The sequence below is a fragment of the Cupriavidus sp. GW823-FHT06D04 genome, from assembly GCF_058795055.1.
The window spans coordinates 75,262-85,548 of sequence record NZ_JBXAHL010000001.1; the positions used below are offsets into that span (position 1 = coordinate 75,262).

Here is a 10,287-nt window from a genome sequence, read left to right on the forward strand (position 1 = left end):
GCACGACGGAACCGAATCGGGATCGATTGTGATTTCCGTCGGCCCGCAGTCCAACAGCGTGGCCCTGCCCTCGGGCAAGTCCACGCAGGGGATCCCGGCTGACCCGCGGCCTGCCGTTCGTGCTGGATGCGCAGCGCTTCGCGCACCTGGATGTCAAGGAACGCCGCGCTTTCCTGTTCGACCTGATGGGCATCAAGATCGGTACCGACCAGGTGCGCGAGCGCCTGGTGGCGCGCGGCTGCGACACGAAGAAGGCCGAGGCCGTGCTGCCGATGGTGCGCGCCGGGTTCGATGCCGCCGCCAAGGAAGCGCAGATGAAGGCCACTGCCGCCAAGGGCGCCTGGCGAGCCATCACCAATGAAACCTATGGCAGCGTCAAGGCCGCCAACTGGATCGCGCCGGCCCCGGCTGGCGGACCCGCGCCGGAAGACCTGGCCGCTACGATCGCCGAATGCGAGGCCGATATTGCCGACGCCAGTGCATCGGCTGGCGACCTGCAGCGCCAGCTGGGCGAGATCGACGCCGCGGCGCGCCAGCGCGCGCACCGTGAGCGCCAGATATCCGACTTGTCGGCCAAGGCTGATCAGCTGCCCAAAGCGCGGGAATCGGTTGAGCGGGCACAGGCAGAGCTGGACACCTTCCGCCCCAAGGTCGAGGCGCTGCGGGCCGCCGCCGGCGGCAAGGTGGCCGGCATTCCCTGCGCCTGCCCAGATTGCGGCGCCATGCTGCTCTTTCTAGCCGGCCAGCTGGCGAAGTACGAGCCGACCCAAGCCGACCCCGAAGCCGCGGCACGCCTGCCCGAGTACGAACGCAGCCTGAGCGTCCTGGCGAACGCCCTGAAGAGCCGCACGGCCGACCGCGACGCAGCCGACGCCGCGGCCAAGCAGCTTGCCCTGCTGCGCAAGGACGCCGCGGCTGACACAGGTGACGCTGACGGCGAGCTGCGCGCCAAGATCGAGGCAGAACTGAAGATTCTGCAGTCCGCGATCGGCAAGGTCAGCGAGGAACTGGAAGCCGCGCGCGCCGCGCGCCGGGCCATCGCCCAGGCCGCCGAGCAGACGGCCAAGGCTGCCCAGCACCACGCCGACGTTATCGCGTGGGAAGCGCTGGCCGAGGCGTTCGGGCCCAGCGGTATCCCGGCCGAGCTGCTGTCCGAGGCACTGGACCCCATCAACGAGCGCCTGGCCGCCGCGGCAGTCGAGTCCGAATGGATGCGCATCGGCATCGGCGCCGACATGGCGATCACGGGCGACGGTGGCCGGCCTTATGCCCTGTTCTCCGAATCGGAGAAGTGGCGCGTCGACGCGCTGCTGGCCGAGGCCATCTCGCGCCTCACCGGCATGCGACTGCTGGTCCTGGACCGGGCGGACGTGCTGATCGGCACCGAGCGCGACCGGCTGTTCTGGTGGCTGGACGACCTGTCAGCGGCTGGCGAGATCGACACCGCCCTGATCTTCATGAGCCTCAAGGCCCCGCCCGGGCAGCTGCCTGAATCCATCACCGCCTACTGGATCGAGGACCACCAGGTCGGAAGTATCAGGGAGGCCGCGTGATGGTCAGCACAACCACCATGATCCAGCGCCTGGAAGGTCTGCTGGGAACCAAAGACCTCAGCGCCTGGGAACAACAGTTTGTGCGCAGCCTCGCGCAACGCATGCACGCCGGCGAGGTGACGAAGCTCACCGGCAACCAGGTCGAGAAGCTCGACGAACTGCATGGGAGGCATTTCTCATGAACACCCAACCGCAGCGCCGGATCATCCGGCTGCCCGAGGTCACTGAGCGTGTCGGCCTGGGCAAGATCGCCATCTACGAGCGGATCAAAGAACACACGTTCCCGGCGCCCATCAAGCTGGGCCGGGCCAGCGGCTGGATCGAGGAAGAGGTCCAGAAGTGGGTGGACGAACAGATCATCGCGACGCGCGGAGGGCACTGATGCACGCCCTTTCCGCTCTCGCCAGCGACGCCGAGCTACGCCGGCAGCTGATGGCAGCCCAGCATGCCGCCGCGCACGCCGAAGAGGCGCTGGCGATCTGCCGCCAGGCACACGCTGTCATGACGCTGCAGATCGCGCAGCTGGAGAAGCTGGCGCACGAGATCAACCGGGCCGCGGTGAATCACCCGCACCAGCCGCTGTCGCGCTGGGTGAAGTTCGGGCCGATGGCTGGCCTGTTGGCATCGATCAAGGATCAATGAAATGATCGAATCGACCACACCGGCGCAGTGCCGGGACGAAGACTGGAAACTGGCGCGCTACTGCGGCCTGATGGTCGCCACGCCTAGCACGAACGAATGGGATGCGGCGCTGGCTCGCTTTGCTGACGGCATTCGAGCCATGCCTGCCGCAGCAAGCGAAGAGGCCGAGGATACCGCCTACATGATTGGTCATGCGGCGGGTCGCTCAGCCAGCCGGAGCGCAGAGCCGGTGGCGTTGACCGACGCCGCCCCTACGCCGAGCGCATCGCCTGCCGATGAGTGGGAAATCCGCGCCGATGGTCAACGCGTGCGTAAAGACCGCTGGGAAGATGGATTCCGCTCCATTGTGACCATCGTTCGCGGCCCTAGCGGCAGCTTCGAGATTCCGGAAATCATTGAAATGGTGCGTGCGCTGGTGGTGGAAGGTGAGAGCGCATCGCCTGCCGCGCCGACACTGTTTCGCTGGAAAACATCGTGGGGAGATTGGACCTACCGCACAGAGCGTCCTGCGGGATGGAAAGACCTTCGAGGCTTTGAGGCATACAGCCTCTCCGACCCCGAACAAGAGAGCGAGCCGCATGAATGGCAGATCATGAGCAATGACATCAAACGATGCTCATCGCCTGCCGCGCTGACGGATGAGCAGATTCTGGAAATCGGGCACCAGCACTTCAGGCCGGGGCACAACTCAAGCTGAACCTGTGTTTGTCGCGGCGGTGAGCGACGTGCTATCCCGCGCAGAGCTGAAGGCGGCCATGTGCTTCTAACCGGCAAGGCGCAGGCATGATCCGGCGCGAGTACAAGACGTTCGGCTTCTGCTGCGGCCTCGGCGGTGGCGCCAAAGGCTTCAAGAAAGCTGCCTCGCAGGTCGGCAACATGATCGCCACCTGGCACTGCATCGGTGGCATCGATGTCGACCCGGCAGCCGCGCGCGACTTCGAGACGCTGGTGGGCGTGCCGTGCACGGTCATGGATCTGTTCACCCGGCAGCAGTACACGGCCTTCCACGGCAAGGAGCCGCCAGCTGGCTGGCGAGAGGCCATGCCTTCCGACATCCGGCGTGCCGCCGGCAATGAGCGGCCAAACTGCGTGTTCATCTCGTCGCCGTGCAAGGGCGCCAGCGGCCTCCTCTCGGAGGCCCTGAGCCGCACGCCGAAGTACCAGGCGCTGAACGAGCTGACGCTGCGCTGCGTCTGGTTGATGTGCGAGGCCTGGAAGGACGATCCGGCCGAACTGATCGTGTTCGAGAACGTGCCGCGGCTGGCAACACGCGGCCGGCACCTGCTGGAACAGCTCAACCAGATTCTGCGCCACTACGGCTACGCCGTGAACGAGACCACGCACGACTGTGGCGAGCTCGGCGGCCTGGCCCAGAGCCGCAAGCGCTTCCTGCTGGTGGCGCGGCACATGGAGAAAGTCCCGGCCTTCCTGTACGAGCCGGAACTGCGGCGCCTGCAGGGCGTCGGTACCGTGCTTGGCCGCATGCCGCAGCCGGGCGATGCCGCTGGCGGCCCGATGCACCGCGTGCCGTCCCTGCAGTGGAAGACCTGGGTGCGCCTGGCATTTGTCGAGGCCGGCAGTGACTGGCGCAGCCTGAACCGTCTGGAGGTAGTGGACGGCCACCTGCGGGACTACCTGATCATGCCGGAACGCCGCAATGGTGCGCTGGGTGTCCTGAACTGGGATGACCATGCTGGCGCGGTTGCCGGTGAGTCGCTACCGAGCAATGGCACATTCTCCATCGCCGACCCGCGCGGCCCGGCCAATGCCGCGCAATACCAGCAGTATGGCGTCCTGCGCTGGGGCGAGGCGTCGGGAACGATCACTGCTGGCACGAACCCCGGCCAGGGTACGTTCAGCGTCGCGGACCCGCGCCACGCCGGCCCCGCCAAGCACAATAACGAGTTCCGGATCGTGCCGTGGCAGCAGGCCGCCGGCGCCGTCACCAGCGCGCACGGAACCGGCCAGTGCGTGCAGGATCCCCGCGCCTCTACGGGATTCGAGGGCGCCGGCAAGTACCGCATCACCGGCTAAGACGAGCCGGCCGGCACGGTCATCGCCCGCAGCGACACCGGCCAGGGGTGCATATGCCGTCGCTGCCCCGCGTTCGGGAATGCGCCGGGAGCGCGGCGACAACTACCTGACGGGTGGCCATTACGGCGTGGTGAGCTGGGATCAGCCGAGCGGCGCTGTTTCGGCAGCTGCTGGCCACGACAACGGCCGCTGGTCAGTAGCCGACCCTCGGCTGCCGGCGGCGAACGACAAGCTGGTCGCCATCATCCGCGCGCTGGACTTCACCTGGCATCGCCCATTCACCACGCTCGAACTGGCCGCCATCCAGTCGCTGATCGAGCCGGAGGAATACCTCGAGCTGGACGGCTTGAGCGACCAGGCCTGGCGCGAGCGCATCGGCAACGCAGTGCCGCCGGATGCTGCGCAGGCGATCGCCGAGGTGATGGGCACCACCCTGCTGCTGGCCGAGTCCGGCGAGACGTTCATGCTGTCGGCTACGCCCGTATGGGTGCGGCCGGTCGCGGTGGCGCTGTCGGTGGCACAGCAACCGGAGGTTATGTAATGCCCTATCTTCCGACCAAACCGGCCACGGCCACAAATGCGGAAACGAGAGCTATACCGAGAGCCCATTTCGAAATGCGCAGCGCTTGTCGTGCAACCTCGGCTTGGTCCTGCGCCGCCCCCGCTGCCTGCTCCGTCACCAGAAGCGCTCGTTCCTCGCGCAACTCCGCGCGCTGGCTGTCGATCCGATCGAGGTATGCACGAGCGTTCTCTAAACGCCTATCGCCGAACGTATGGCGCTCAACGTGCTGTCGGAATTCGTCCTCGCTGTGTTTAGCAATCCACTCGAGTATTTCGGCATCGGTTTCGAAGTTCGCCATGGCTTGCCTCCTATCGCTCCAAAGAAGCGTAGCACGCGAAGGAAGCAAGGCGGATAGGGATGGCGGGGTAAGCCTATTCCTCCACGCCAAGAATGACATCCACTGCGGCTCTGCCGGCAAGTTCGGCGACCAGGTATGCCCAACGCTGCGAGTACGGCCCGCCGAAGACCTTGATGCGCTTGCCAATGGCCGCGACTCCAGGCGGGCTCATAGGTCCTTCAATCTCGAACCAGACGTTGAACATGTCCTTGGACACCTTTTGGACATCGACATGGATGTCGAATCCACGGTACTCGGTCACGCGTTCCATGGCGGTCTCCAATCCATTCAAGGCATCCTAGCATGACGAAAGAACGCCCCATCCTCTTCAGTGGCGCCATGGTGCGCGCCATCCTGGACGGCCGGAAGACGCAGACGTGGCCCGTGGTGAAGCTGCCGCACAACAATCCGCTCGGCGAGTGGGAAGCCACGACCGTCGGCGGAGAAACGGCGAAGTTCGCCGACGGCACGCCGGCCCCGGAGATGACCGCGGTCTGGCACACGCGGACCGGCGATACCTTGACTTGCCGCCATGGCCAGCCCGGCGACCGCATGTGGGTGCGCGAGACATGGGCTCAGCCGGCGGCACTGGACCCGGGCCCGACCGTCTACCGCGCGGACTATCCGGCGTGCGTGCCGGCCGGCTTCGAGAACATTCCGCCGGCCGAAGGGATCACCTGGAAGCCGAGCATCCACATGCCGCGGGCGCTGTGCCGACTGCGCCTTGAGGTCACCGGAGTGCGCGTCGAGCGGCTGAACGACTGCAGCGAGGTGGACGCAATTGCCGAAGGTATTCAGCCCTATAAGGACGGGTGGGAACGCTTCCATGCTGAGCCGGCCAACACCGAGCACACAGGCGCGACCAAGGATCCGCGCCTGGCCTACAAAGACCTGTGGGAGCAGATCAATGGCGCCGGCGCATGGGATGCCAACCCGTGGGTGTGGGTGGTTGAATTCAGGAGGGTTCAGCGTTGATCCTCGATCCACGCTTTCGCCCATGCGATGCCTGCCGCGACGGCAAATTCGAATGTTGCATAGGAGCCCAGAGGCTCAGACGCCTCCAGAACGAGATGGTCCTTTTGCACCGTGCCAAAGGCTTCGAACGAACCATCAGCCAGTTGCTTCGCAAAGCCACGAACTGTGTAGTCCTTGTAGCTCTCAATGCCCATGGTGGCCCCCTGTTTTGGAGGATCGTAGCACGAAGCACCTGACCACCCAGACCTTCGACGGCGAGGCCGGCTGCATCCTGTCCGACTGCGAGCAGTACCGCTATCGCCTCTGGCGCGAGTGGGATACCAGCCGGCCGGCGCTGGGCTTCATCATGCTCAATCCGTCGACAGCTGACCACCAGGCCAACGACCCAACGATTACCAGATGCCTGCAGCGCGCGCTGGCCGGCAAGTACGGACGGCTGGAGGTGGTCAACCTGTTCCCCCTGCGCTCGACCGATCCTGACGGCCTGCTGTCGCATCCGGAGCCGCTCGGGCGGGAAGACACTACCAACGGTGCGATGATGGACGCGATCGATCGCTGCTCGATGGTGATCTGCGCCTGGGGTGCCCACAAGGCGGCGCCGGCGCGGGCGGCTGAAGCGCTACGCATCGTTCGGATGTGCGGGCGCGCATCGCTGCTCCACCACCTTGGGCTCAATCAGGATGGCAGCCCGAAGCATCCGCTCTACATCGCGGCGAAGAAGCGTCCGGCGCTATATTTGCCCAGTTAGACATCGCTAACGGGACGCGCGACTGGGCTATTTCCGAGCTTTCTCAGCTTCGGGGTCCATAAAAGCCAAGAATGCCAGCCCCTTTTTTGGTCACGAAGCTTCGCCTATACGATGCCCCGGTTACTTTCTCATTATCCATCAGGCCATGCACGGTTAGCTTCGGTGCGATATTGTGATACAAAAAACTCTGAGTCACACCGACGCCATTGCGGTTTGTGATGCCATTTGTGAGTGGGCCCCTCATCCCTTCGAATATATCCAGCAGGGTAAGTACCTTCTCTTCACCACCAGCTGCTTCAGCCGGAACTTTCACATCGACGCTATCCAGCAATTCTCGCAATGAAGGGAATTCTTCGGATTCGTCTCCCGACAGGCTGGATTCTTGCTTTCTCTGCGCGGAACCAGGCGCCTCTTTAAGTTCCACATTTTCCGCACGCAAGGCGGTAATCTCTTGGTATAGAGATTTCGTATCCTCAATATCGTCCGCAGAAATCCAACCCTTCAGTTCCCGGCTTTGAGAGAAATCCGAAAGACTTACCTTCTGCTCAAGGGCATCATCTTTCATGACGACTACAAAGGGCGCTTTCCCTTGCTCTACTGCATAGTCATACTCAAGTTTCGTATAGCTTAGATTAGAAGTCTTCTCCACAGAACCATAACGACCACCAAAAATAAGCATGTAGACGTCAGATTCATCGATCCAGCGCTTGATGATATCCATCTGAGACTTGTCCGCAGCGGTAAATAGCTTCATACGAGCCGGAATGTGGCCCGCTTTTAAGATCGCACTTACTGCGGCTTGCCGCTCATCGATCAGATCAGTAAATGTGCTGGATACAAAAACTTGCAGTTTTCTCGCCACAGCTTGCGACCATCCGGCATTACCTCGATATAGAGGCCGCCGCCGTCAAAAACCTTATAGGCCTTGTCGCGCGGCTTGGCGTTGCGGATTTTGGTATCGGTTAATGGCTCGACCGTGCGGGGCATCGCTGGGCACCGAAAATAGGGGCATTCGAAGATGCCCCTAAGGGGCTCCAAAAAGTGACGGATGCCAACGGGCGATGACGAACTTTGGCGAACGTCGATTCGGCGCGAAGCCTTGATTTACTTGGGGAAGGAGAACTTTGGCGAACTGCCGCGAACTATTCTGTGGTCCCGCCGACAGGAATCGAACCTGTATCTAGCGCTTAGGAGGCGCTCGTTCTATCCATTGAACTACGGCGAGGGACAGGACCGTCAGGATCGGGAACCGCGGGCGCGGTGATCCTGGAGACGGCCCGGAGTATATCAAAATCCGCAACTGCCCGGCTCGCCCGCGATGGTGGACCCGTCCCGGCGGCCTCGCCCGGCAAGGCGGCCGGACGATGGCAGGCGCGTCGGCCGGCCGGCATGGCGCAGGGCGCGGCGCCCCGGCCGGTGGCGGCCGCGGGCGCAACTGGCGGCGGCAGTGGCGCAACTGCGGTGGCAGGCTTGTCCGCGCAGGTTGCAACGCAGTTCCCAGTCGATCAGTCCGGACATGGCAGTCTCCTTGATTCGGTGATGGCCGCGCGCTTCAGGCGAGGCTCAGGCCCAGGTTCAGGCCGCCCAGTTGGGCTTGCAGCAGCGCGCCCAGCAGCAGCCAGCCGATGTGCAGCGCGGCGCGCGGGCGGCGCATGCATGTTTCCACTTGCTCGCTGCGGCTTTCGCCGGACAGGCACCAGGAGCAGAAATGCTCACAGTTGTTGGTCAGCAAGTGGTAGGCGTTTTCGCCCACGCGGGAACGGGCGCGTTCGACGGCCTGGCGGCCGGCGAAGCGGGCGCAGGGTTCCGGCCTGACGGCGATGCCGAAACCGGCGGCGAAGGCTTCAAGGGTAGTTTCTTCAACCGGCGCGGCTTGCAGGGAGCGGGCGAAACCGGCGTAGTGGATGACGCGGCCGGCGCCGGCATAGATCCCATGATGGGCGTAGCCGTGGCGATCGGTGACCAGGTGGGCGCCGAGCGGCAGCGGGTCGGCGAAGCGATCGTCGCCGCCGGTAGCGCGTTCTTGTTGTTCCTGGATGTTCATGGCTGGCCTCGGTCTGTCTGGTTGCTGCAGGCATTGCTGCTCTATGCCAGACCAACCGCATCAACCATGCCAACACCAGGGAGCGACGGCAGGGCAATGGTTTGGCGGGAATCCGAGGGTTTTGGAGGGGATGGACTGTCGGATGGCAGCCAACTGCATGGCGGCCGATCTGTTGGCTGGCTGGCACCATTCGCCGCGCGCGGCGAGGCCTGCCGCACCCATGCTGTGGCACGCGCCTTGCTCAATACCGGTACCGCACCCGCCCATGGCCGGTGTGCGCGGCGCCGGCGGGCAGCCGGTATTCGGGTGGATCCGCCCGTTCGTGCCCTCGTCTGCGCTGCCGCTCGGGACAGTGATCATCTTTTACGAGATCAACTACAGCTTCTATGCTGATCAGATGAACAACCAGTTCCAGAACATCGATATCCGCAACAACGCGCCAAACGCCAATATCAATGTCCTGGGCGACCAGGGCGCGAGGAACGACGGCCGGCTGATCTGATGCTGATCTGAGGGCCAGCGCCGCCGTGGCAGCGCCCCGGCTAGTCCGGGGCTTCACGCGGACCGGAGACAAGATTGGGTTTCGACTCGCACTTCCAGTGGACCTCGGCCGCATGCACGGACGTCGGGCGCGTGCGCGAACGCAACGAGGACGCTTGCCTGGACCTGCCCAGCCAGGGCCTGTGGGCGGTGGCCGACGGCATGGGCGGCCATGCCGTGGGGGACTTCGCCAGCCAGGCCGTGGTCCAGGCGCTGGCCACGTTGCCGCCGCACCCCCGGCTGGAAGACCGGGTCGACGCCACGCGCGCGGCGCTGCAGGGCGTGAACCTGGCACTGGTCGATGAAGCGGCGCGCCTGGGCGTGCGCTGCATCGGCAGCACGGTGGTGGTGCTGCTGGCGGGCGATCGCCGATGCGCCTGCGTGTGGGCCGGCGACAGCCGCCTGTACCGGCTGCGTGGCGGCCAGTTCGCCCGCCTCACGCGCGACCATAACCAGGTCGAGCGCCTACTGGCGCGCGGGCTGATCACCCCGGAAGAGGCGCGCCACCATCCCGCGCAGAACACCATCACACGCGCCGTCGGCGCGGCCCCGACGCTGGCGCCGGAGCAACTGCTGACCGAGGTGGCCGATGGCGACGTCTACCTGCTGTGCAGCGATGGCCTGAGCAACGAGGTCGACGATGACGACATCGCGGCGGTGCTGGCACAGCAGGATGTTGCGCAGGCCGCGCCGACGCTGGTGCAGATGGCGCTTGATGCCGGCGGCCGCGACAACGTGTCGGTGGTGGTGCTGCGTGCGGCGGACCCCTACGGCTCAGACAAGACGCTGGTCAATCCCGAACTGGACGCCTGAAGGCACGACCCCCAGCAGCCTCGGGCCCCCTGCCCCTTG

The 10,287-nt window shown here is 64.7% G+C and carries 17 protein-coding genes, 1 tRNA gene and 1 pseudogene; 11 read left to right on the plus strand and 8 right to left on the minus strand.

Going from position 1 to position 10,287, the window contains the following annotated elements; translation table 11 throughout:
• The first annotated feature begins 119 nt into the window (after positions 1-119).
• The 7 genes from AC1Q7H_RS00370 (at position 120) to AC1Q7H_RS00400 (ending at position 4,770) form a co-directional block, all read left to right on the plus strand.
• On the plus strand, positions 120-1,553 hold the full coding sequence (locus AC1Q7H_RS00370; protein ID WP_492380967.1) for an AAA family ATPase: 1,434 nt from the start codon (positions 120-122) through the stop codon (positions 1,551-1,553).
• Between the two features lie 17 nt (positions 1,554-1,570).
• On the plus strand, positions 1,571-1,735 hold the full coding sequence (locus AC1Q7H_RS00375) for a hypothetical protein (protein ID WP_492380812.1): 165 nt from the start codon (positions 1,571-1,573) through the stop codon (positions 1,733-1,735).
• Entirely contained in the window at positions 1,732-1,935 is a 204-nt protein-coding gene (locus AC1Q7H_RS00380; RefSeq protein ID WP_492380813.1) for a helix-turn-helix transcriptional regulator, read from the plus strand. The genes AC1Q7H_RS00375 and AC1Q7H_RS00380 overlap by 4 nt, the downstream gene beginning before the upstream one ends.
• On the plus strand, positions 1,935-2,195 hold the full coding sequence (locus AC1Q7H_RS00385; RefSeq protein WP_492380814.1) for a hypothetical protein: 261 nt from the start codon (positions 1,935-1,937) through the stop codon (positions 2,193-2,195). Before AC1Q7H_RS00380 ends, AC1Q7H_RS00385 begins: the two co-directional genes overlap by 1 nt.
• A 1-nt stretch (position 2,196) precedes the next feature.
• Positions 2,197-2,892, plus strand: a complete 696-nt coding sequence (locus AC1Q7H_RS00390) for a hypothetical protein (protein ID WP_492380815.1) — start codon at positions 2,197-2,199, stop codon at positions 2,890-2,892.
• A gap of 86 nt (positions 2,893-2,978) precedes the next feature.
• Entirely contained in the window at positions 2,979-4,229 is a 1,251-nt protein-coding gene (locus AC1Q7H_RS00395; RefSeq protein ID WP_492380816.1) for a DNA cytosine methyltransferase, read from the plus strand.
• Positions 4,230-4,308: 79 nt separating this feature from the next.
• On the plus strand, positions 4,309-4,770 hold the full coding sequence (locus AC1Q7H_RS00400; RefSeq protein ID WP_492380817.1) for a hypothetical protein: 462 nt from the start codon (positions 4,309-4,311) through the stop codon (positions 4,768-4,770).
• A gap of 4 nt (positions 4,771-4,774) precedes the next feature.
• Here the strand turns inward: AC1Q7H_RS00400 and AC1Q7H_RS00405 are convergent, their stop codons facing one another.
• Together AC1Q7H_RS00405 and AC1Q7H_RS00410 are read right to left on the minus strand one after the other, a co-directional pair.
• Positions 4,775-5,089, minus strand: a complete 315-nt coding sequence (locus tag AC1Q7H_RS00405) for a hypothetical protein (protein ID WP_492380818.1) — start codon at positions 5,087-5,089, stop codon at positions 4,775-4,777.
• A gap of 73 nt (positions 5,090-5,162) precedes the next feature.
• Entirely contained in the window at positions 5,163-5,399 is a 237-nt protein-coding gene (locus AC1Q7H_RS00410) for a hypothetical protein (RefSeq protein WP_041228036.1), read from the minus strand.
• Between the two features lie 32 nt (positions 5,400-5,431).
• Here AC1Q7H_RS00410 and AC1Q7H_RS00415 point away from each other — a divergent pair, with 32 nt between their 5' ends.
• Positions 5,432-6,103, plus strand: coding sequence for a hypothetical protein (locus tag AC1Q7H_RS00415; protein ID WP_492380819.1), 672 nt, complete (start codon positions 5,432-5,434; stop codon positions 6,101-6,103).
• Here AC1Q7H_RS00415 and AC1Q7H_RS00420 read toward each other — a convergent pair.
• On the minus strand, positions 6,094-6,297 hold the full coding sequence (locus AC1Q7H_RS00420) for a hypothetical protein (RefSeq protein WP_441614267.1): 204 nt from the start codon (positions 6,295-6,297) through the stop codon (positions 6,094-6,096). The genes AC1Q7H_RS00415 and AC1Q7H_RS00420 overlap by 10 nt on opposite strands.
• Before the next feature lie 14 nt (positions 6,298-6,311).
• On the opposite strand from AC1Q7H_RS00420, the gene AC1Q7H_RS00425 reads away from it, so the two are divergent.
• Complete coding sequence (locus AC1Q7H_RS00425; protein ID WP_492380820.1) at positions 6,312-6,851, plus strand: DUF1643 domain-containing protein; 540 nt, start codon at positions 6,312-6,314, stop codon at positions 6,849-6,851.
• Positions 6,852-6,894: 43 nt separating this feature from the next.
• Here AC1Q7H_RS00425 and AC1Q7H_RS00430 read toward each other — a convergent pair whose 3' ends face one another.
• The 5 genes and pseudogenes from AC1Q7H_RS00430 to AC1Q7H_RS00450 all read right to left on the minus strand — a co-directional run bounded on the left by AC1Q7H_RS00430 (position 6,895) and on the right by AC1Q7H_RS00450 (position 8,895).
• Entirely contained in the window at positions 6,895-7,713 is an 819-nt protein-coding gene (locus AC1Q7H_RS00430) for a DUF4062 domain-containing protein (RefSeq protein WP_492380821.1), read from the minus strand.
• Positions 7,707-7,838, minus strand: a pseudogene (locus AC1Q7H_RS00435) (Arm DNA-binding domain-containing protein); the annotation flags it as partial. The pseudogene AC1Q7H_RS00435 and the gene AC1Q7H_RS00430, both read right to left, overlap by 7 nt.
• A 163-nt stretch (positions 7,839-8,001) precedes the next feature.
• Positions 8,002-8,076, minus strand: a tRNA-Arg gene (locus AC1Q7H_RS00440).
• A gap of 62 nt (positions 8,077-8,138) precedes the next feature.
• Positions 8,139-8,369, minus strand: coding sequence for a hypothetical protein (locus tag AC1Q7H_RS00445; protein ID WP_013957486.1), 231 nt, complete (start codon positions 8,367-8,369; stop codon positions 8,139-8,141).
• A gap of 34 nt (positions 8,370-8,403) precedes the next feature.
• On the minus strand, positions 8,404-8,895 hold the full coding sequence (locus AC1Q7H_RS00450) for a lecithin retinol acyltransferase family protein (protein ID WP_013957487.1): 492 nt from the start codon (positions 8,893-8,895) through the stop codon (positions 8,404-8,406).
• A gap of 157 nt (positions 8,896-9,052) precedes the next feature.
• Between AC1Q7H_RS00450 and AC1Q7H_RS00455 the strand changes: the two genes are divergently transcribed.
• Together AC1Q7H_RS00455 and AC1Q7H_RS00460 are read left to right on the plus strand one after the other, a co-directional pair.
• The gene (locus AC1Q7H_RS00455; protein WP_228772366.1) at positions 9,053-9,397 is read left to right on the plus strand and encodes a hypothetical protein; all 345 of its coding nucleotides are present in this window, start codon (positions 9,053-9,055) and stop codon (positions 9,395-9,397) included.
• Positions 9,398-9,471: 74 nt separating this feature from the next.
• Positions 9,472-10,248 (plus strand): PP2C family protein-serine/threonine phosphatase, encoded by a 777-nt coding sequence (locus AC1Q7H_RS00460; RefSeq protein WP_013957489.1) that lies wholly within the window; start codon positions 9,472-9,474, stop codon positions 10,246-10,248.
• Positions 10,249-10,287 lie beyond the last annotated feature (39 nt).